29 protein-coding genes are annotated in these 17,125 nt (G+C 62.5%); all 29 read right to left on the bottom strand.

Annotated elements, in window-relative coordinates; genetic code table 11:
• Positions 1 to 984: a DNA-directed RNA polymerase subunit alpha gene (locus ACQZF9_RS22460; RefSeq protein WP_428311180.1), complete on the bottom strand. Its 984-nt coding sequence runs from the start codon at positions 982 to 984 to the stop codon at positions 1 to 3.
• Positions 985 to 1,083: 99 nt separating this feature from the next.
• Complete coding sequence (gene rpsD / locus ACQZF9_RS22455; protein ID WP_428311179.1) at positions 1,084 to 1,707, bottom strand: 30S ribosomal protein S4; 624 nt, start codon at positions 1,705 to 1,707, stop codon at positions 1,084 to 1,086.
• Positions 1,708 to 1,718: 11 nt separating this feature from the next.
• A complete protein-coding gene (rpsK, locus tag ACQZF9_RS22450; RefSeq protein WP_299698550.1) occupies positions 1,719 to 2,117 on the bottom strand; it encodes a 30S ribosomal protein S11 in 399 nt (132 codons plus the stop codon).
• A gap of 36 nt (positions 2,118 to 2,153) precedes the next feature.
• A complete protein-coding gene (gene rpsM, locus ACQZF9_RS22445; protein ID WP_428311178.1) occupies positions 2,154 to 2,510 on the bottom strand; it encodes a 30S ribosomal protein S13 in 357 nt (118 codons plus the stop codon).
• 106 nt (positions 2,511 to 2,616) lie between these two features.
• Positions 2,617 to 2,733 (bottom strand): 50S ribosomal protein L36, encoded by a 117-nt coding sequence (rpmJ, locus tag ACQZF9_RS22440; protein WP_428311177.1) that lies wholly within the window; start codon positions 2,731 to 2,733, stop codon positions 2,617 to 2,619.
• A 59-nt stretch (positions 2,734 to 2,792) separates the two neighbouring features.
• Positions 2,793 to 4,199 (bottom strand): preprotein translocase subunit SecY, encoded by a 1,407-nt coding sequence (gene secY / locus ACQZF9_RS22435; RefSeq protein WP_428311176.1) that lies wholly within the window; start codon positions 4,197 to 4,199, stop codon positions 2,793 to 2,795.
• Between the two features lie 42 nt (positions 4,200 to 4,241).
• Positions 4,242 to 4,679 (bottom strand): 50S ribosomal protein L15, encoded by a 438-nt coding sequence (rplO, locus tag ACQZF9_RS22430; RefSeq protein ID WP_428311175.1) that lies wholly within the window; start codon positions 4,677 to 4,679, stop codon positions 4,242 to 4,244.
• Entirely contained in the window at positions 4,679 to 4,870 is a 192-nt protein-coding gene (rpmD, locus tag ACQZF9_RS22425) for a 50S ribosomal protein L30 (RefSeq protein WP_428311174.1), read from the bottom strand. Before rpmD ends, rplO begins: the two co-directional genes overlap by 1 nt.
• Before the next feature lie 9 nt (positions 4,871 to 4,879).
• Positions 4,880 to 5,383 carry a 30S ribosomal protein S5 gene (gene rpsE / locus ACQZF9_RS22420; RefSeq protein WP_428313480.1) on the bottom strand — a complete coding sequence of 168 codons (504 nt, stop codon included), beginning with the start codon at positions 5,381 to 5,383 and terminating at the stop codon, positions 4,880 to 4,882.
• A 15-nt stretch (positions 5,384 to 5,398) separates the two neighbouring features.
• Positions 5,399 to 5,755: a 50S ribosomal protein L18 gene (gene rplR, locus ACQZF9_RS22415; protein ID WP_428311173.1), complete on the bottom strand. Its 357-nt coding sequence runs from the start codon at positions 5,753 to 5,755 to the stop codon at positions 5,399 to 5,401.
• 62 nt (positions 5,756 to 5,817) lie between these two features.
• Entirely contained in the window at positions 5,818 to 6,348 is a 531-nt protein-coding gene (gene rplF / locus ACQZF9_RS22410) for a 50S ribosomal protein L6 (RefSeq protein WP_428311172.1), read from the bottom strand.
• 40 nt (positions 6,349 to 6,388) lie between these two features.
• The gene (rpsH, locus tag ACQZF9_RS22405; RefSeq protein ID WP_428311171.1) at positions 6,389 to 6,787 is read right to left on the bottom strand and encodes a 30S ribosomal protein S8; all 399 of its coding nucleotides are present in this window, start codon (positions 6,785 to 6,787) and stop codon (positions 6,389 to 6,391) included.
• 15 nt (positions 6,788 to 6,802) lie between these two features.
• Positions 6,803 to 7,108 (bottom strand): 30S ribosomal protein S14, encoded by a 306-nt coding sequence (rpsN, locus tag ACQZF9_RS22400; protein ID WP_428311170.1) that lies wholly within the window; start codon positions 7,106 to 7,108, stop codon positions 6,803 to 6,805.
• Between the two features lie 17 nt (positions 7,109 to 7,125).
• Positions 7,126 to 7,665 (bottom strand): 50S ribosomal protein L5, encoded by a 540-nt coding sequence (gene rplE, locus ACQZF9_RS22395; RefSeq protein WP_428311169.1) that lies wholly within the window; start codon positions 7,663 to 7,665, stop codon positions 7,126 to 7,128.
• A gap of 97 nt (positions 7,666 to 7,762) precedes the next feature.
• On the bottom strand, positions 7,763 to 8,083 hold the full coding sequence (gene rplX / locus ACQZF9_RS22390) for a 50S ribosomal protein L24 (protein ID WP_428311168.1): 321 nt from the start codon (positions 8,081 to 8,083) through the stop codon (positions 7,763 to 7,765).
• 21 nt (positions 8,084 to 8,104) lie between these two features.
• Complete coding sequence (rplN, locus tag ACQZF9_RS22385) at positions 8,105 to 8,470, bottom strand: 50S ribosomal protein L14 (protein ID WP_428311167.1); 366 nt, start codon at positions 8,468 to 8,470, stop codon at positions 8,105 to 8,107.
• Between the two features lie 21 nt (positions 8,471 to 8,491).
• Positions 8,492 to 8,776 carry a 30S ribosomal protein S17 gene (gene rpsQ / locus ACQZF9_RS22380; protein WP_428311166.1) on the bottom strand — a complete coding sequence of 95 codons (285 nt, stop codon included), beginning with the start codon at positions 8,774 to 8,776 and terminating at the stop codon, positions 8,492 to 8,494.
• Positions 8,777 to 8,780: 4 nt separating this feature from the next.
• Positions 8,781 to 8,969: a 50S ribosomal protein L29 gene (rpmC, locus tag ACQZF9_RS22375; RefSeq protein WP_428313479.1), complete on the bottom strand. Its 189-nt coding sequence runs from the start codon at positions 8,967 to 8,969 to the stop codon at positions 8,781 to 8,783.
• Positions 8,970 to 8,986: 17 nt separating this feature from the next.
• The gene (gene rplP / locus ACQZF9_RS22370; RefSeq protein ID WP_428311165.1) at positions 8,987 to 9,400 is read right to left on the bottom strand and encodes a 50S ribosomal protein L16; all 414 of its coding nucleotides are present in this window, start codon (positions 9,398 to 9,400) and stop codon (positions 8,987 to 8,989) included.
• A 54-nt stretch (positions 9,401 to 9,454) separates the two neighbouring features.
• Complete coding sequence (gene rpsC, locus ACQZF9_RS22365) at positions 9,455 to 10,144, bottom strand: 30S ribosomal protein S3 (RefSeq protein ID WP_428311164.1); 690 nt, start codon at positions 10,142 to 10,144, stop codon at positions 9,455 to 9,457.
• A 9-nt stretch (positions 10,145 to 10,153) separates the two neighbouring features.
• Entirely contained in the window at positions 10,154 to 10,498 is a 345-nt protein-coding gene (gene rplV, locus ACQZF9_RS22360; protein ID WP_428311163.1) for a 50S ribosomal protein L22, read from the bottom strand.
• 10 nt (positions 10,499 to 10,508) lie between these two features.
• On the bottom strand, positions 10,509 to 10,781 hold the full coding sequence (rpsS, locus tag ACQZF9_RS22355; protein WP_428311162.1) for a 30S ribosomal protein S19: 273 nt from the start codon (positions 10,779 to 10,781) through the stop codon (positions 10,509 to 10,511).
• Positions 10,782 to 10,804: 23 nt separating this feature from the next.
• Complete coding sequence (gene rplB / locus ACQZF9_RS22350; RefSeq protein ID WP_428311161.1) at positions 10,805 to 11,641, bottom strand: 50S ribosomal protein L2; 837 nt, start codon at positions 11,639 to 11,641, stop codon at positions 10,805 to 10,807.
• A 34-nt stretch (positions 11,642 to 11,675) separates the two neighbouring features.
• Positions 11,676 to 12,017 carry a 50S ribosomal protein L23 gene (gene rplW / locus ACQZF9_RS22345; RefSeq protein WP_428311160.1) on the bottom strand — a complete coding sequence of 114 codons (342 nt, stop codon included), beginning with the start codon at positions 12,015 to 12,017 and terminating at the stop codon, positions 11,676 to 11,678.
• The gene (gene rplD / locus ACQZF9_RS22340) at positions 12,014 to 12,619 is read right to left on the bottom strand and encodes a 50S ribosomal protein L4 (protein WP_428311159.1); all 606 of its coding nucleotides are present in this window, start codon (positions 12,617 to 12,619) and stop codon (positions 12,014 to 12,016) included. The genes rplW and rplD overlap by 4 nt, the downstream gene beginning before the upstream one ends.
• Before the next feature lie 14 nt (positions 12,620 to 12,633).
• Entirely contained in the window at positions 12,634 to 13,269 is a 636-nt protein-coding gene (gene rplC / locus ACQZF9_RS22335; RefSeq protein ID WP_428311158.1) for a 50S ribosomal protein L3, read from the bottom strand.
• A gap of 15 nt (positions 13,270 to 13,284) precedes the next feature.
• Positions 13,285 to 13,599 carry a 30S ribosomal protein S10 gene (gene rpsJ, locus ACQZF9_RS22330; RefSeq protein ID WP_072895552.1) on the bottom strand — a complete coding sequence of 105 codons (315 nt, stop codon included), beginning with the start codon at positions 13,597 to 13,599 and terminating at the stop codon, positions 13,285 to 13,287.
• A 106-nt stretch (positions 13,600 to 13,705) separates the two neighbouring features.
• Positions 13,706 to 14,908: an elongation factor Tu gene (tuf, locus tag ACQZF9_RS22325; protein ID WP_428311141.1), complete on the bottom strand. Its 1,203-nt coding sequence runs from the start codon at positions 14,906 to 14,908 to the stop codon at positions 13,706 to 13,708.
• Between the two features lie 57 nt (positions 14,909 to 14,965).
• Positions 14,966 to 17,062, bottom strand: coding sequence for an elongation factor G (gene fusA / locus ACQZF9_RS22320; protein WP_428311157.1), 2,097 nt, complete (start codon positions 17,060 to 17,062; stop codon positions 14,966 to 14,968).
• Positions 17,063 to 17,125: the final 63 nt, after the last annotated feature.

The following is a 17,125-nucleotide window of genomic DNA, read 5'->3' as shown; positions in this document are numbered from 1 at the left end:
TTAGTTGACCGACGACTTCGGCGCCGACCAGTTTTCGAGCTTCATGCCCAGGTCCAGATCGTGGGCCTTGAGGGCTTCCTTGATCTCGTTGAGCGACTTCTTGCCCAGGTTCGGCGTCTTCATCAGCTCGGTCTCGGTGCGCTGCACCAGGTCGCCGATGTAGTAGACGTTTTCGGCCTTGAGGCAGTTGGCCGAGCGCACGGTCAGTTCCAGATCGTCGATCGGGCGGAACAGGATCGGCGACAGCTCCTTCTTGCCGGCGACCGCGGTGCTGGTCGTCTCGGCTTCGAGGTCGACGAACACGGCCAGCTGATCGCGCAGGATGCGCGCCGCCAGACGAACCGCTTCGGCGGGGTCGATGCCGCCGTTGGTGTCCAGATCCAGGATCAGCTTGTCCAGATCGGTGCGCTGCTCGACGCGGGCACGCTCGACGCTGTAGCTGACGCGGCGGACCGGGCTGTACGAGGCGTCAAGCTTGAGCACGCCGACGGCCGAGGTGCTGTCGTCGGCGCCGCGCTGCGCAGCGGCCGGCACGTAGCCGCGGCCGCGCGTGACCTTGAGGCTGACGTTGAGCTTGCCGCCGGTGAGGTTGGCGATCACCAGATCCGGGTTGACGATCTCGACGTCGTGGTCGAGCTTGATGTCAGCGGCGGTAACCGGGCCCTTGCCCGACTTCTCCAGACGCAGCGTCGCTTCTTCGCGCGAGTGCATGCGGATGGCGATGTTCTTGATGTTCAGCAGGATGTCGATGACGTCTTCCTGCACGCCTTCGATCGAGCTGTACTCATGCACCACGCCTTCGATCTGCACTTCGGTGACCGCGGCGCCCGGGATCGACGACAGCAGGATGCGGCGCAGCGCATTGCCCAGCGTGTGGCCAAAGCCACGTTCCAGCGGTTCCAGCGAAACACGGGCGCGCGTGGAGGTTTCAGCCTCGACTTCGACGAGACGCGGTTTTAGCAAATCAGCGACGAAACCCTGCATTTGTGTACCTCGATCTGCGGACCAGGGCCCGCAGTAGAAAAAGCCAGAAACGGGCAAACCATCCACCGGCTGCGCGTTGCAGCCGGTGGGGTGCAACGATTACTTCGAGTAAAGCTCGACGACCAGGTTCTCGTTGATGTCCGGAACGATCTGGTCACGGCTCGGCAGCGTCTTGAAGGTGCCCTTCAGGCCCTTCTCGTCCACTTCCAGCCACTCGGGGAAACCGATCTGCGCCGCGATCGACAGCGACTCGGCGATACGGCTCTGCGCCTTGGACTTCTCGCGAACCGCGATCACGTCGCCGACCTGCACCTTGTACGACGGAATGTTGACCGACTTGCCGTTGACCAGCACGGCCTTGTGGCCGACCAGCTGACGTGCTTCCGAACGCGTGCGGCCGAAGCCCATGCGATAGATCACGTTGTCGAGGCGCGTTTCCAGCGCCAGCAGCAGATTCAGACCGGTGGCGCCCTTGGTCTTGGTTGCCTTGTAGTAGTAGTTACGGAACTGCTTTTCGAGCAGGCCGTACATCTGCTTCAGCTTTTGCTTCTCGCGTAGCTGCGTCGCGTAGTCAGACAGGCGCTGCTTGCGCGCGCCGTGCTGGCCCGGAGGCGTTTCCAGCTTGCACTTGGTGTCGAGCGAGCGGCCGCGACCCTTCAGAAGAAGGTCGACGCCACCGGCACGACGGGACAGTTTGCACTTCGGGCCAATATAACGAGCCATGATCGTTTCTCTTAGACGCGGCGGCGCTTGGGCGCGCGGCAGCCGTTATGCGGAATCGGCGTCACGTCCGTGATGTTGGTGACCTTGAAGCCGGCGGCGTTGAGCGCGCGAACCGCGGATTCGCGGCCCGGGCCCGGGCCCTTGACGCGAACTTCCACGTTCTTCACGCCGTGTTCGGCGGCAGCCTGGGCTGCCTTGTCGGCCGCGACCTGCGCCGCGAACGGCGTGGACTTGCGCGAGCCCTTGAAACCGGCGGCGCCAGCGGTCGACCACGACAGGGTGTTGCCCTGGCGATCGGTGATCAGAATGATCGTGTTGTTGAACGATGCGTGGATGTGGCAGACGGCGTCTGACACATTTTTCTTGACACGCTTGCGGGCTTTAGCAGCGCCGGCATTCGGAGTAGCCATTAGGCAGCAGACTCGGTTCTATAACTGAAAAAAGGATTACTTCTTGATCGCACGACGCGGACCCTTGCGGGTACGGGCGTTGGTGCGAGTGCGCTGACCGCGAACCGGCAGACCACGGCGATGACGCGTGCCGCGATAGCAACCCAGGTCCATCAGGCGCTTGATGCTCATGGACACTTCACGGCGAAGGTCACCTTCGACGGAGAAGCGGCCGATCTCAACGCGCAGGGATTCCAGCTCGGCCTCGGTCAGGTTACGCACCTGAGCGTCCGGCTTGACCTTGGCGGCTTCGCAGATGATTTTCGCGCGGGTCGCGCCGATGCCGTAGATCGCGCGCAGCGCGATGACGGTGTGCTTCTTGTCAGGGATATTGACGCCGGCGATACGTGCCATGACGCTGGTGACTCCTAAAGAACGGGGCGCGCGAAAAGGGCGCGAATTCTACTGGGACTACGGCAGATAAGCAACAGCCAGCGGCAGAACCGCTGGAGGACGCTGCTTAGCCCTGACGCTGCTTGTGACGCGCGTCCGACGAGCAGATGACGCGGACCACGCCGGCGCGGCGGACGATTTTGCAGTTGCGGCAGATCTTGCCAACGGACGTGCGGACTTTCATGACGAACCTCTAACGACTTCTATTGATAGCGACGACCCGACCCGGTTGCCCGGATCCGATCAGCGTTGCGAGCCCGAACCACTCAGGCTCTTGGTTTCCGTGCGGCCGAGCGCGCGGGCGCCCGGCTTGCCACCACCTTCGCCGCCCTTGCCAAGCGTCTTCAGGTTGGCCTTCTTCAGCAGGCCGTCGTACTGGTGCGACATCAGGTGCGCCTGCAGCTGCGCCATGAAGTCCATCACCACCACCACGGTAATCAGCAGCGACGTGCCGCCAAATGCGATCGGCACGCTCCAGTAAGCGATGAACAGCTCCGGCAGCAGGCAGACCAGGGTGATGTAGATCGCGCCGGCGACGGTCAGGCGGGTCAGCACCTGGTCGATGTAACGGGCGGTCTGCGTACCGGGACGCACGCCGGGAATGAAGGCGCCCGACTTCTTCAGGTTCTCCGCGGTCTCGCGGGAATCGAACACCAGCGCGGTGTAGAAGAAGCAGAAGAAGATGATCAGCACGGCGTACAGCACGCTATGCAGCGCCTGGCCCGGCGACAGCGCATTGGCCAGCTGTTGCAAAAAACCGCCGCCCTGCTCGCCGCCGAAGAAGCGCACGATCGAGGCCGGGAACAGAATGATGGACGAAGCGAAGATCGGCGGAATCACGCCGGCCATGTTCAGCTTCAGCGGCAGATGCTGGGTCTGCGCAGCGAACAGCTTGCGGCCCTGCTGACGTCGAGCGTGGTGGACCGGAATCCGGCGCTGCGAGCGTTCGACGAACACCACACCCCAGGTCACGGCGGCAACCAGCAGGATCACTGCGATCACCATCAGGCCGGACATCGAGCCTTCCGACACCAGCTGCGCGGTCGCGCCCAGCGCCGGCGGCAGACCCGCGACGATGCCGGCGAAGATGATCATCGACATGCCGTTGCCGATGCCGCGCTCGGTGATCTGCTCACCCAGCCACATCAGGAACATCGTGCCGGTCACCAGCGACACCGTCGCGGTGAACACGAAACCGAAGCCGGGCGAAATCGCCACGCCGCTCTTCTGCAGCGCGGTCGCGGCGCCGATCGACTGGAAAATCGCCAGGCCCAGCGTGCCGTAGCGGGTCAGCTTGGTCAGCTGGCGACGGCCGGACTCGCCTTCCTTCTTCAGCTCCTTGAGCTGCGGAACGACGGCGGCCATCAGCTGCACGATGATCGACGCCGAGATGTACGGCATGACGCCGAGCGCGAAAATCGACAGACGATGCAGCGCGCCACCCGAGAACATGTTGAACATGTCCAGGATCGAGCCCTGGGTGTTGCTGAACAGCTGCTCGAGCTGACGCGGATCGATGCCCGGCACCGGGATATAGCTGCCGATGCGGTAGACCACGATGGCGCCGAGCAGGAACAGCAGACGGCCGCGAACTTCCCCGATCTTGGAGAGGTCCGGCACCATGCCTGCGCTGGCGGGGGTCTTGGCCATATTTCCTTGTGCTTGGCTGGTCGCTAACGAACGAAGAACCGATTATTCCGCGATGCTGCCGCCGGCAGCCTCGATGACTTCGCGCGCGCCCTTGGTGACCAGGATGCCCTTCAGCGAAATCTTGCGGCCCAGCTCGCCCGACTTGATCACCTTGGCCTGCTCGCAGGTCGCCGGGACCACGTTGGCCAGTTTCAGCGTGGCCAGGTCGATCTCGCCTTCGAACTTCAGCTTGGCCAGCTCGGACAGACGCACTTCGGCGGTCTTGTTGATCAGCGGGCTGTTGAAGCCGCGCTTGGGCAGACGACGCTGGATCGGCATCTGGCCGCCTTCGAAGCCGACCTTGCCGCGGCCGCCCTTGCGAGCGCGCTGACCCTTGTGACCACGGCCGGCGGTCTTGCCCATGCCGGAGCCGATGCCACGGCCGACGCGAACGCGGGCCGTCTTGGAGCCTTCTGCAGGCTTGATGTCGTTGAGTTTCATTAGGCGACCTCTTCCACTTTCAGCAGGTAGTACGCCTTGTTGATCATGCCCAGGTTCTCGGGAGTGGCGGCGATGACCACGCTCTGGTGCGGCTTGCGCAGGCCGAGGCCGTTGACGCATTCCTTGTGGCCCTTGACGCGGCCGAAGATGCTCTTCGTCAGCGTGACCTTGATTTGCTTCGTCGTGCTCATGGCGAATCCTTAGGCGAGCAGTTCTTCGACCGACTTGCCGCGCTTGGCGGCAATTTCGGACGGCATGTTCATGCGCTTGAGCGCATCCAGCGTGGCGCGAACCATGTTGATCGGGTTACGCGAGCCGAAGCTCTTGGCCAGCACGTTCTGCACGCCGGCGACTTCGAACACCGCGCGCATCGCGCCACCGGCGATAACACCGGTACCGTCGGATGCCGGGCGCATGAACACCTTGGTGGCGCCGTGCGTGCCCCAGATCTCGTGCTGCAGGGTCAGGCCCTTGAGCGGCACGGTGATCATGTTCTTGCGCGCCTGGTCCATCGCCTTGGAGATGGCCTGCGGCACTTCGCGCGCCTTGCCATAACCAAAGCCGACACGGCCGGCGCCGTCACCGACCACGGTCAGCGCGGTGAAGGCGAACTGCTTGCCGCCCTTGACCGTCTTGCTGACGCGGTTGACGGTGACCAGCTTCTCTTTGAAGTCGCCGCTGCTCTGCGAGTCGTCGTACTGCATGTTCGTTGCCATGAATTAAAACTCCAGACCGGCTTCACGCGCGGCATCGGCCAGCGCCTTGATACGACCGTGATACTTGAACCCGGCGCGATCGAACGCGACCGACGTGATGCCCGCGGCCTTGGCGCGCTCGGCGATGACCTGACCCACCTTCTTGGCGGCGTCGACGTTGCCGGTGCCCTTCAGGCCTTCGGCGATGCTCTTCTCGACCGTCGATGCGGACGCGACGGTTTCGCCGGCGTTCGGCGCGATGATCTGCGCATAGATGTGGCCCGACGTGCGGTGCACTGCCAGGCGGAACACGCCCAACTCGCGGATCTTGAAACGCGTGCGGCGTGCGCGACGCAGGCGAACTTGCTTCTTGTCTTTCATGGTGCCGGCTCGGTACTTCTCAATAGTGGGAAGAAAACGCTGGTGCGCAATGGCGCGGGGCGTTACTTCTTCTTGGCTTCCTTCAGCACAACCTTCTCATCGGAGTAGCGCACGCCCTTGCCCTTGTACGGCTCTGGCGGACGGTAGCTGCGCAGCTGGGCGGCCAGCTGGCCGACCTGATGCTTGCTCGAACCGGTGATGACGATTTCGGTCTGGGTCGGGCAAACGACGTTGATGCCCTCCGGGATCGGGTGATTCACCGGGTGCGACAGACCCACCTGCAGGTTGACCTTCTTGTCGGCGATCGAGGCGCGGTAACCCACGCCGACGAGCTGCAGCTTGCGCTCGTAGCCCTTGGTCACACCGGTCACGGCGTTGTTCAGCAGCGCGCGGATGGTACCGGCCTGCATCGCATTGGCCTTGGCCGAATCGGCATTGATGACGGCTTCGCCGGCGGCGATGTCGACGACGATGCCGTGGCTCAGCGTCACGGTCTGCGTCGCCTTGGCACCCTTGATGGTCACGACACCAGCATTGCTGGTGATGGTGACGCCGGCGGGGATCACCACCGGCATTTTAGCTACACGGGACATGGGTTCTCGTCCTACTTGTCTTGTTATTCGGCGGGAAGGCTTAGGCGACGATGCAGAGCACTTCGCCGCCCTGCCCGGCAGCGCGAGCCGCCTTGTCCGTCACCACGCCGTTCGGCGTCGAAATGATCGCGATGCCCAGGCCGCCGAGCACGGTGGGGAGCTCGCCCGATGCCTTGTACACGCGCAGGCTCGGCTTGCTGACGCGGTCGATGCGCTCGATCACCGGCTTGTTGTCGAAATACTTCAGCGTCAGCGCCAGGGTCTTCTTGCCGGCGCCGGAATCCACGGTCTCGAACGAGGCGATGTAGCCTTCGTCCTTCAACACCTGGGCGATCGCCGACTTCAGCTTGGACGCCGGCGCGGTGATCTGCTTTTTGCGCGCCTGCTGACCATTGCGGATGCGGGTCAGGAAGTCGCCAACGGGATCAGTCATGCTCATGTTCTTGCTCTTTCCTTACCAGCTGGCTTTCTTCAGGCCCGGCACTTCGCCGCGCATGGCCGCTTCACGCAGCTTGTGACGGCCGAGGCCGAACTTGGAGTACACGCCACGGCTGCGGCCGGTGATCGCGCAACGATTGCGCTGGCGGGTGTAGCTGGAATCGCGCGGCAGCTTCTGCAGTGCGACGGCGGCAGCCTGCTTCTCGTCGTACGAGGCAGTGGGGCTGATCGACAGCGCCCGCAGCGTCTCACGCTTCTTGCCGAGCTTGGCAACCAGCTTCGCGCGCTTGGCTTCGCGCTCGATCATGTTTCTCTTGGCCATGTCAGTCTCGCTCGGTCTTACTGCTTGCGGAAGGGGAAGTTGAAAGCGTCGAGCAGGGCCCGGCCTTCAGCGTCGGTCTTCGCGGTGGTGGTGAAGGTGATGTTCATGCCGCGCAGCGTATCGATCTTGTCGTACTCGATTTCCGGAAAGATGATCTGCTCGGTGATGCCGAAATTGAAGTTGCCGGCGCCGTCGAAACCCTTCGGCGAAATGCCGCGGAAGTCGCGGATACGCGGCAGCGCCACGACGATCAGGCGCTCGAGGAATTCCCACATGCGCGCGTCGCGCAGCGTGACCTTGACGCCGACCGGGAAGTTCTCGCGAACCTTGAACGCGGCGATCGAGATGCGGGTCTTGGTGATGACCGGCTTCTGGCCGGCGATCGCGATCATGTCCTTGACGGCATGCTCGATGACCTTCTTGTCGCTGGTGGTCTCGCCCACGCCCATGTTCAGCGTGATCTTGGAAAGACGCGGAACCGCCATCGCATTGCAGCCGAGCTTTTCCTTCAGCTCGGCGGCGATCTTTTCTTTGTACTGCTTCTGCAGATTAGCCATGACTCTTTCGTTTCCAGTTGTGCTTCCGGTCGGAGCTTCCGAATTCTTCTGCTGATGCAGAGGACCGGTCGCCTAGGACTGAAAACCTGTTGATTACTTAATCGATCAGCTCTTTGCTGGACTTGAAGATGCGGACCTTCTTGCGGTCTGCGCCTTCGCCGACAAACTTGAAACCAACGCGATCGGCCTTGCCGGTCTTGCTGTTGAACAGCGCGACGTTGGAGATGTCGATCGGCATCTCTTTTTCGACGATGCCACCGGCGACGCCAGCCTGCGGGTTGCCCTTGGTGTGACGCTTGGCAACGTTGATGCCTTCGACCAGCAGGGCGCCTTCGAGCACGCGCGACACATTGCCGCGGCGACCCTTGTCCTTGCCGGTGATGACGATGACGTCGTCGCCTTTCTTGATCTTGCTCATACGATTCTCTTGACCTGCGCCTTAGATGACTTCGGGCGCGAGGGAAACGATCTTCATGAAGTTCTCGCGCAGCTCGCGCGTGACCGGCCCGAAGATACGGGTGCCGATCGGCTCGCCCTTGCTGGTCAGCAGCACGGCGGCGTTGGTGTCGAAGCGGATCGTCGAGCCATCCGGACGGCGCACGCCATGACGGGTGCGGACGACGACGGCGTCGTGCACTTCACCCTTCTTGACCTTGCCGCGCGGGATCGCGTCTTTGACGGTGACCTTGATCAGGTCGCCGATGTTCGCGTAGCGGCGATAGGTGCTGCCCTTGACCTGGATGACCTGCACGGTCTTCGCGCCGCTGTTGTCGGCGGCGACGAGGAAACTTTCTTGCTGCATCATGGCGAGTTTCTCCTGCGGCTCTTAAGCGTGCGTCTGCAGGACTTCGACCAGCTTGAAGCGCTTGGTGCGCGACAGCGGACGGGTCTCGACGATGGCGACCAGGTCGCCCTCTTTGCACTGGTTGGTTTCGTCGTGCGCGTAGAGCTTGGTGGAGCGACGCAGGATCTTGTTGTAGATCGGATGCTTCACGGTGCGCTCGACGACGACCGTGATGGTCTTGTCGCCCTTGTTGGAGGCAACGACACCGACGATGCGACGCTCTTTGTGCTCGGCCGCGGCCGGGCTTTCGTTCTTAACTTCGCTCATGACTTCAAGCCTTGCTCTGCTTCGACTGGAGGAAGGTCTTGACCTGCGCAATCTTCTTGCGCGTGTTGGCCGCCAGATGCGACTGGTTGGCCTGACCCATAGCACCCTGCATGCGCAGGTTGAACTGCTCGCGGCGCAGGGCCTCGAGCTCGGTCTTCAGACCGGCGCCGTCCTTGCCAGACAGCGACTTCAGATAATCGGTGGTCTTCATTACAGAATCGTCCGCTGAACGAAGGTGGTCTTGACGCAGAGCTTGGCGGCGGCCAGGTCGAAAGCCTCGCGGGCTTCGGCTTCGGTCACGCCTTCGATTTCGTACAACATCTTGCCCGGCTGCACTTTGGCGACCCAGTACTCGACGTTGCCCTTACCGGAGCCCATGCGGACTTCCAGCGGCTTCTTGGTGACCGGCGCGTCCGGGAAGATGCGGATGAACAGCTTGCCGCCTTTCTTGGCGTAGCGCGTGATGCAGCGACGCGCCGCTTCGATCTGGCGAGCGGTGATCATGCCGTGCTCAGTGGCCTTCAGGCCAAAGTCACCGAAGCTGACCTTGTTGCCGTTCTGCGCCAGGCCGCGGTTGCGACCCTTCATCTGCTTACGGAATTTGGTTCTCTTGGGCTGCATCATGGCAGCGAACTCCTAAAAAAACGGTTGCGCGGTCTGCGCTATTGATTCGACGACTTAAGCGGTTGCGGCTTCGCCGGCTTCTTCTTTCTTGCCGGCCTTGGCATCGACTTCGAAAGTTTCGCCGGTGAATACCCAGACCTTGACGCCGATGATGCCGTAGGTGGTCTTCGCTTCGGCGGTGTTGTAGTCCACCATCGCGCGCAGCGTGTGAAGCGGAACGCGACCTTCGCGGTACCATTCGGTACGGGCGATTTCAGCGCCGTTCAAGCGACCACCGACCTGAATCTTGATGCCGCCCGCACCCAGGCGCATCGCGTTCTGCACCGCGCGCTTCATCGCACGACGGAACATGATGCGGCGCTCGAGCTGCTGGGCAACGGACTCGGCGATCAGACGCGCATCGAGTTCCGGCTTGCGGATTTCTTCGACCGAGATGTGAACGCTGTCGGCCTTCAGGCCCATCTTGGCGGCGACTTCCTGCTTCAGCTTCTCGATGTCCTCGCCCTTCTTGCCGATGACGATGCCCGGACGGGCCGTGTGGATCGTCACGCGCGCCGACTTGGCCGGACGGTCGATCTGGATCTTCGACACCGAGGCGCTCGCCAGCTTCTTGCGCAGGAATTCGCGAACGGCGATGTCCTTGTTCAGGTTCTCGCCGTAAGCGCGACGCTCGGCGTACCAGTTGGACGTCCACTGGGTGGTGATACCCAGGCGGAAACCGTTCGGATTGACTTTATGGCCCATAGGTCTGCCTTACTTCTTTTTCGTTTCGTCGGAGACGCGGACGGTGACGTGGCTGGTCGGCTTGGAGATGCGATCGGCGCGGCCCTTGGCACGCGGCATGATGCGCTTCATCACCGGACCGCCATCGACGAAGATTTCCGACACGCGGAGTTCGTCGACATCGGCACCGTTGTTGTTCTCGGCGTTGGCGATGGCCGATTCAAGAACCTTCTTGATCAGGCCCGCGGCGCGCTGGTTGGAGAACTTGAGGATGTTCAGAGCCTCGTCGACTTTCTTGCCACGGACCAGGTCCGCAACCAGGCGGCCCTTGAGCGGCGAAAGACGGACGAACTTGAGGACGGCTTGAGTGTGCATGCTGTTCTCCTTAGCCCGTCTTCTTGTCGCCGCCGTGACCCTTGAAGGTCCGGGTCGGCGCGAATTCGCCCAACTTGTGGCCGACCATGTTGTCGGTGATGAACACCGGCATATGAGCCTTGCCGTTGTGCACCTGGATCGTCAGGCCGACGAAATCCGGGGTCACCATCGAACGACGGGACCAGGTCTTGATCGGCTTCTTCACACGGCTGCCCTGCATGTCGCCCACCTTCTTCGAGAGATGGTGATCGACGAACGGGCCTTTCTTTACGGAACGCGGCATGGCGGATCTCTAGTTTCCTGGCCTTACTTCTTCGCTTTGTGACGGCTGCGGATAATGAACTTATCCGTGCGCTTGTTCTTGCGGGTCTTGAGACCCTTGGTCTGCTGGCCCCACGGCGTAACCGGGTGCGGGTTGCCCTGACCAGACTTGCCTTCACCACCACCGTGCGGATGGTCGACCGGGTTCATGACGACGCCGCGAACGGTCGGGCGGATACCCTTCCAACGCTTGGCGCCGGCCTTGCCGTACTGGCGAAGGTTGTGCTCGTTGTTGCTGACTTCGCCCATGGTGGCGCGACCGTCGCTGTGCACCTTGCGCATCTCGCCCGAACGCAGGCGGATCGTGGTGTACTCGCCGTCACGCGCGACCAGCTGCACGGCAGCGCCGGCGGAGCGGGCCAGCTGCGCGCCCTTGCCCGGACGCATCTCGATGCAATGGATCGTCGAACCCAGCGGGATGTTGCGCAGCGGCAGCGCATTGCCCGGCTTGATCGGCGCATCCGAGCCGGACTGCAGCGTGTCGCCCGCCACCACGCCACGCGGCGCGATGATGTAGCGGCGCTCGCCGTCGGCATAGCACAGCAGCGCGATGTGCGCGGTGCGGTTCGGATCGTATTCGACTCGCTCAACCTTGGCCGGCACGCCGTCCTTGTTGCGCTTGAAGTCGATGATGCGATACGTCTGCTTGTGACCGCCGCCCTTGTGACGGACGGTGATGTGGCCGTTGTTGTTGCGAGCAGCGGCCGGGCCGTTCTTCTCGAGCAACGGCGCGTGCGGCTCACCTTTCCACAAACCCGGCGTAACCACCTTGACCTGGTGGCGACGGCCCGGCGACGTCGGTTTCATTTGGACCAATGGCATGGTCTTATCTCTCTAGTATTTCGTGTGGCTAGGCTTAGGCGTTCGCGGTGCCGAGGAAATCAATTTCCTGGCCGGCGGCGAGCGTGACGTAAGCCTTCTTCCAATCGCTGCGATGGCCGAAGCTCTGGCCGAAGCGCTTGGTCTTGCCCTTGACGTTGCTGGTCTGCACGTCTTCGACGGTGACCTTGAACAGCGCTTCGATCGCCGCCTTGATCTCCGGCTTCTTGGCGTCGCGCAGGACCTTGAACACGGCCTGGTTGTGCTTCTCGGCGGCGCGGGTGCTCTTTTCGGAAACCACCGGCGCGAGAATGATCGCGTGGATGCGCTCGCTCGACAGCTTCACCGGCTTGGTGGCGTTATTGACGATGTTGCTCATGACAACCAGGCCTCCAGCTTCTTGACCGCGTCGGTCGTGATGACAACTTTGTCGTGCTGCAGCAGCGTCACCGGATCCAGGGCCGACACGTCGCACAGGTCAACCTTGTGCAGGTTGCGCGCGGACAGGTACAGGTTCTGGTCGATGCTCTCGGAGACGATCAGCACATCACTGTGGCCGATCGTGGTCAGCTTCTCGACCAGCGACTTGGTCTTGCCGACTTCAACCGTGAAGGTGTCGGTCACCAGCAGGTTGCCGCTGCGGGCGAGCTCGGAGACGATCGAGCGGATCGCGCCGCGATACATCTTGCGGTTGACCTTCTGCGAGAAGTCGCGCGGCACCGCAGCGTGGCTGACGCCACCGCCGCGCCACAGCGGCGAGCGGATCGAGCCGGCGCGAGCCTGGCCCGTGCCCTTCTGCTTCCAAGGCTTCTTGCCGCCACCGCGGACTTCGCCCTTGGTTTTCTGTTTCTTGGTGCCCGCACGACCGGCAGCCTGGTAGGCCGTCACGATCTGATGCACGAGCGCTCGGTTGTACTCGACACCGAAGACCGCCTCGGAAACGGCGACCGTGGTGGAGCTATTGTGAAGTTGGAGTTCCATGTGATGTCGTCTTCTTACTTCACGGTCGGGCGAACGATCACGTTGCCGTTGGCGGCACCCGGAACGGCACCCTTGACCAGCAGCAGGTTGCGTTCGACGTCGATCTTCACGAGGTCGAGGTTGAGAGCGGTGACGCGCTTGTTGCCCATGTGGCCGGCCATTTTCTTGCCCTTCCACACCTTGCCCGGCGACTGGCGCTGGCCGATCGAGCCCGGGGCGCGATGCGACAGCGAGTTACCGTGGCTGGCGCGACCGCCACCGAAGTTCCAGCGCTTCTGCACACCGGCGAAACCCTTGCCGATGCTGGTGCCGGTCACGTCGACGGCCTTGACGCCGTCGAAAGCGTCGACCTTGATTTCGCCGCCCGGAGCAAAGTCAGCGCCTTCACTCTCGTCGAGGCGAATTTCGCGCAGCAGACGGCCAGCAGCAACGCCGGCCTTCTTGAAATGGCCGGTGAGCGCCTTGTTGACGCGGCTGGTTTTGACTTCACCCGCAGTCACCTGGACAGCCTTGTAACCGTCGGTGTCGACGGTCTTGAGCTGGGTGATGCGGTTGGGGCTGCATTCGATAACGGTGACCGGAATCGACTCACCGGCTTCGGTGAAGATTCGGGTCATGCCGGCCTTGCGGCCAATAATGGCGATGGTCATGTCTGAGTCCTCGCCTTAGTTGACTTTAATCTGGACTTCGACGCCCGCGGGGAGGTCGAGCTTGGAAAGCGCGTCGACGGTCTTTTCCGTCGGGTCCACGATCTGCATCAGGCGCTTGTGGGTGCGAATCTCGTACTGGTCGCGCGCGTCTTTATCAGCGTGCGGCGATACCAGGATGGTGAAGCGCTCTTTGCGAGTCGGCAGCGGGATGGGCCCGCGCACAACGGCGCCGGTCCGCTTCGCGGTCTCGACAATTTCTTTCGCCGACTTATCGATAAGCCGATGATCGAATGCCTTAAGCCGGATGCGAATGGATTGGCTGGCGGCCATACTGAGGTCTCAGTCTTTAAAGAACGGTGGGAACTAACAGCGGGGCGCGGATTGTACGCGCCCCGCTGGGGTTTGTGAAGCGCTTTTGGCGCTTCTTCGTAAAACTTTAAGCGAGGATCTTGGTGACGACGCCGGCGCCGACGGTGCGGCCGCCTTCACGGATCGCGAAACGAACCTGCTCTTCCATCGCGATCGGGTTGATCAGTTCAACCGTCACCTTGATGTTGTCGCCCGGCATCACCATCTCCGTGCCTTCCGGCAGGAACACAGAGCCCGTCACGTCGGTCGTGCGGAAGTAGAACTGCGGACGATAGCCCTTGAAGAACGGCGTGTGACGACCGCCCTCTTCCTTCGTCAGCACGTAAACCTCACCCTCGAACTTCGCATGCGGCTTGATGCTGCCCGGCTTGCACAGAACCTGGCCGCGCTCGATGTCTTCCTTCTTCGTGCCGCGCAGCAGCAGGCCGACGTTGTCGCCCGCCTGGCCCTGGTCGAGCAGCTTGCGGAACATTTCCACGCCGGTGATGGTGCTCACCGCCGTCGGGCGAATGCCGACGATCTCAACGTTCTCACCGACCTTGATGATGCCGCGCTCGATACGACCGGTCGCCACGGTGCCACGGCCCGAGATCGAGAACACGTCTTCCACCGGCAGCAGGAAGGGCTTGTCCACCTGGCGTTCCGGCTCCGGAATGTAGGTGTCCAGCGCGTCGTACAGCTCCTGCACCTTGGCCACCCACTCCGGCTCGCCGGCGATCGCCTTGGTCGCGCTGCCGCGGATGATCGGGGTGTCGTCGCCCGGGAAGCCGTACTTGCTCAGCAGGTCGCGTACTTCCATCTCGACCAGTTCCAGCAGTTCGGTGTCTTCCACCAGGTCGCACTTGTTCAGCCACACCACGACCTTGGGCACGTTGACCTGCTTGGCCAGCAGCACGTGCTCACGGGTCTGCGGCATCGGGCCGTCCACCGCCGACACTACCAGGATCGCGCCGTCCATCTGCGCGGCGCCGGTGATCATGTTCTTCACATAGTCCGCGTGGCCGGGGCAGTCGACGTGCGCGTAGTGGCGCGCGTTGGTTTCGTACTCCACGTGGCTGGTCGCGATCGTCAGAATCTTCGTGCTGTCACGACGACCCTGCGATTCCGACGCCTTCGCCACTTCGTCGTACGCCACGTACTTGGTCTTGCCAAACTTGTCCGACGAAATCTTCGTCAGCGCCGCCGTCGTCGTCGTCTTGCCGTGGTCAACGTGACCAATCGTGCCAACGTTCACATGCGGCTTCGCGCGCTCGAACTTTTCCTTTGCCATGACAACAAACCTCTTTGCTTAATTATTTAGGGGTAAAGCAGCAGCGCCGGGCGCCGCTTACTTCTTCTTCGTCAACGTCTCGGTGACGTTGCGCGGAGCTTCCTGGTACTTCTTGAATTCCATCGTGTACGTCGCACGGCCCTGGCTCATCGAGCGCACGGTCGTGGAGTAGCCGAACATTTCCGCCAGCGGCACTTCGGCCGAAACGACCTTGGCGCCGAAGTTGTCTTCCATGCCCAGGATCACGCCGCGACGGCGGTTGAGATCGCCCATCACGTCGCCGGTGTAGTCTTCCGGGGTTTCGACTTCCACCGCCATGATCGGCTCGAGCACGACCGGGCTGGCCTTCTGGCAGCCTTCCTTGAATGCCATCGAGGCGGCGACGCGGAATGCGATTTCCGAGGAGTCGACTTCGTGGTAGGAGCCGTCGGTCAGCGCGATCTTGATGTCGACCACCGGGTAACCGGCGAGCACACCGTTCTTGATCGCGTCGCGCAGGCCCTTGTCCACCGCCGGGATGAATTCCTTGGGGATGGCGCCGCCGACGATTTCGTTCAGGAACTCGTAGCCCTTGCCGGTCTCGTTCGGCTCGATGCGCAGCCAGACGTGGCCGAACTGGCCCTTACCACCCGACTGCTTGGCGTACTTGCCTTCCTGCTCGACGCTCTTGCGGATGGTTTCGCGATAAGCAACCTGCGGCGCGCCGACGTTGGCTTCGACGTTGTACTCGCGCTTCATGCGGTCGACGAGAATTTCCAGATGCAACTCGCCCATGCCGGACATGATGGTCTGGCCGGTCTCTTCGTCGGTGAACACGCGGAACGACGGATCTTCCTGAGCCAGGCGCGACAGCGCGATGCCCATCTTTTCCTGGTCGGCCTTGGTCTTGGGCTCCACCGCCTGGCTGATGACCGGCTCCGGGAACACCATGCGCTCGAGCACGACCGGCTTGGCCAGATCGGCCAGTGTGGTGCCGGTGAACACGTCCTTCAGACCCACGCAGGCGGCGATGTCGCCGGCGTGCACTTCGGTGATCGCCTGCTGCTCGTTGGCGTGCATCTGCACCAGACGGCCGATGCGCTCGTTCTTGCCGTTACGCGAGTTGTAGACCGAGTCGCCCTGCTTCAGAACGCCGGAATACACGCGGATAAAGGTCAGCGCGCCGACGTACTTGTCGGTCATGATCTTGAACGCCAGAGCCGAGAACGGCTCGTTGTCCTGGGCCTTGCGCTCGATCAGCTGGTCGTAGTCCTCGACGTCGTGCGCCATCAGCGCCGGCACGTCGGTCGGGGCCGGCAGGTACTCGACGACCGCGTCGAGCATCGCCTGCACACCCTTGTTCTTGAACGCCGAGCCGCACAGCATCGGGAAGATTTCCAGTGCCAGCGTGCGCTTGCGCAGCGCGAGCTTGATCTCTTCCTCGGACAGGTCGCCCTGCTCGAGATACTTGTTCATCAGGTCTTCGCTGGCTTCCGCCGCGGCTTCAACCATGTTTTCACGCCATTTCTTGGCGGTCTCGGCCAGCTCGGCCGGGATCTCGCCATAGGTGAAGCTGACGCCCTTATCGGCGTCGCTCCAGATGATGGCTTTCATCTTGACCAGGTCGACCACGCCCTGGAAGTTGTCTTCCGCGCCGATCGGGATCTGGATCGGGACCGGGTTGGCGCGCAGCTTCTCTTTGATCTGCCTGACGACCTTGAAGAAATCCGCACCGGTGCGGTCCATCTTGTTGACGAAGGCCAGGCGCGGGACCTTGTACTTGGTGGCCTGCCGCCACACGGTCTCGGACTGCGGCTGCACGCCGCCCACGGCGCAGTACAGCATGCAGGCGCCGTCGAGCACGCGCATGGAACGCTCGACTTCGATGGTGAAGTCGACGTGTCCGGGGGTGTCGATGATGTTGATGCGGTGCTGGTCGAACTGGTTGGCCATGCCCTTCCAGAACGTCGTGGTCGCAGCGGAGGTGATCGTGATGCCACGCTCCTGCTCCTGCTCCATCCAGTCCATCGTGGCGGCGCCATTGTGGACTTCACCGATCTTGTGGTTCACGCCCGTGTAGAACAGGACGCGCTCGGTGGTGGTGGTCTTGCCGGCGTCGATATGCGCGGAAATACCGATGTTGCGATAGCGCTCGATGGGCGTAGTGCGTGCCATGGCTCAGCTCGTTGGGGTTCGTAAGAACGGGGACCCCGTATATAGGGACGAAACGGCGCCTTT

This window comes from Hydrocarboniphaga sp., assembly GCF_965279055.1.
Classification (GTDB): domain Bacteria; phylum Pseudomonadota; class Gammaproteobacteria; order Nevskiales; family Nevskiaceae; genus Hydrocarboniphaga.
Note: the sequence above shows the minus strand (reverse complement) of the source record. Positions and strands in the feature narration are given on the sequence as shown.

Bases quoted from the DNA above. Each gene is read 5' to 3' on its own strand.
- ACQZF9_RS22460 (WP_428311180.1), bottom strand. From the start codon at position 984: ATGCAGGGTTTCGTCGCTGATTTGCTAAAACCGCGTCTCGTCGAAGTC.
- rpsD (WP_428311179.1), bottom strand. From the start codon at position 1,707: ATGGCTCGTTATATTGGCCCGAAGTGCAAACTGTCCCGTCGTGCCGGT.
- rpsK (WP_299698550.1), bottom strand. From the start codon at position 2,117: ATGGCTACTCCGAATGCCGGCGCTGCTAAAGCCCGCAAGCGTGTCAAG.
- rpsM (WP_428311178.1), bottom strand. From the start codon at position 2,510: ATGGCACGTATCGCCGGCGTCAATATCCCTGACAAGAAGCACACCGTC.
- rpmJ (WP_428311177.1), bottom strand. From the start codon at position 2,733: ATGAAAGTCCGCACGTCCGTTGGCAAGATCTGCCGCAACTGCAAAATC.
- secY (WP_428311176.1), bottom strand. From the start codon at position 4,199: ATGGCCAAGACCCCCGCCAGCGCAGGCATGGTGCCGGACCTCTCCAAG.
- rplO (WP_428311175.1), bottom strand. From the start codon at position 4,679: ATGAAACTCAACGACATCAAGCCTGCAGAAGGCTCCAAGACGGCCCGC.
- rpmD (WP_428311174.1), bottom strand. From the start codon at position 4,870: ATGAGCACGACGAAGCAAATCAAGGTCACGCTGACGAAGAGCATCTTC.
- rpsE (WP_428313480.1), bottom strand. From the start codon at position 5,383: ATGCAGTACGACGACTCGCAGAGCAGCGGCGACTTCAAAGAGAAGCTG.
- rplR (WP_428311173.1), bottom strand. From the start codon at position 5,755: ATGAAAGACAAGAAGCAAGTTCGCCTGCGTCGCGCACGCCGCACGCGT.
- rplF (WP_428311172.1), bottom strand. From the start codon at position 6,348: ATGTCCCGTGTAGCTAAAATGCCGGTGGTGATCCCCGCCGGCGTCACC.
- rpsH (WP_428311171.1), bottom strand. From the start codon at position 6,787: ATGAGCATGACTGATCCCGTTGGCGACTTCCTGACCCGCATCCGCAAT.
- rpsN (WP_428311170.1), bottom strand. From the start codon at position 7,108: ATGGCCAAGAGAAACATGATCGAGCGCGAAGCCAAGCGCGCGAAGCTG.
- rplE (WP_428311169.1), bottom strand. From the start codon at position 7,665: ATGGCTAATCTGCAGAAGCAGTACAAAGAAAAGATCGCCGCCGAGCTG.
- rplX (WP_428311168.1), bottom strand. From the start codon at position 8,083: ATGAGCAAGATCAAGAAAGGCGACGACGTCATCGTCATCACCGGCAAG.
- rplN (WP_428311167.1), bottom strand. From the start codon at position 8,470: ATGATGCAGCAAGAAAGTTTCCTCGTCGCCGCCGACAACAGCGGCGCG.
- rpsQ (WP_428311166.1), bottom strand. From the start codon at position 8,776: ATGAGCGAAGTTAAGAACGAAAGCCCGGCCGCGGCCGAGCACAAAGAG.
- rplP (WP_428311165.1), bottom strand. From the start codon at position 9,400: ATGATGCAGCCCAAGAGAACCAAATTCCGTAAGCAGATGAAGGGTCGC.
- rpsC (WP_428311164.1), bottom strand. From the start codon at position 10,144: ATGGGCCATAAAGTCAATCCGAACGGTTTCCGCCTGGGTATCACCACC.
- rplV (WP_428311163.1), bottom strand. From the start codon at position 10,498: ATGCACACTCAAGCCGTCCTCAAGTTCGTCCGTCTTTCGCCGCTCAAG.
- rpsS (WP_428311162.1), bottom strand. From the start codon at position 10,781: ATGCCGCGTTCCGTAAAGAAAGGCCCGTTCGTCGATCACCATCTCTCG.
- rplB (WP_428311161.1), bottom strand. From the start codon at position 11,641: ATGCCATTGGTCCAAATGAAACCGACGTCGCCGGGCCGTCGCCACCAG.
- rplW (WP_428311160.1), bottom strand. From the start codon at position 12,017: ATGAGCAACATCGTCAATAACGCCACCAAGCCGGTGAAGCTGTCGAGC.
- rplD (WP_428311159.1), bottom strand. From the start codon at position 12,619: ATGGAACTCCAACTTCACAATAGCTCCACCACGGTCGCCGTTTCCGAG.
- rplC (WP_428311158.1), bottom strand. From the start codon at position 13,269: ATGACCATCGCCATTATTGGCCGCAAGGCCGGCATGACCCGAATCTTC.
- rpsJ (WP_072895552.1), bottom strand. From the start codon at position 13,599: ATGGCCGCCAGCCAATCCATTCGCATCCGGCTTAAGGCATTCGATCAT.
- tuf (WP_428311141.1), bottom strand. From the start codon at position 14,908: ATGGCAAAGGAAAAGTTCGAGCGCGCGAAGCCGCATGTGAACGTTGGC.
- fusA (WP_428311157.1), bottom strand. From the start codon at position 17,062: ATGGCACGCACTACGCCCATCGAGCGCTATCGCAACATCGGTATTTCC.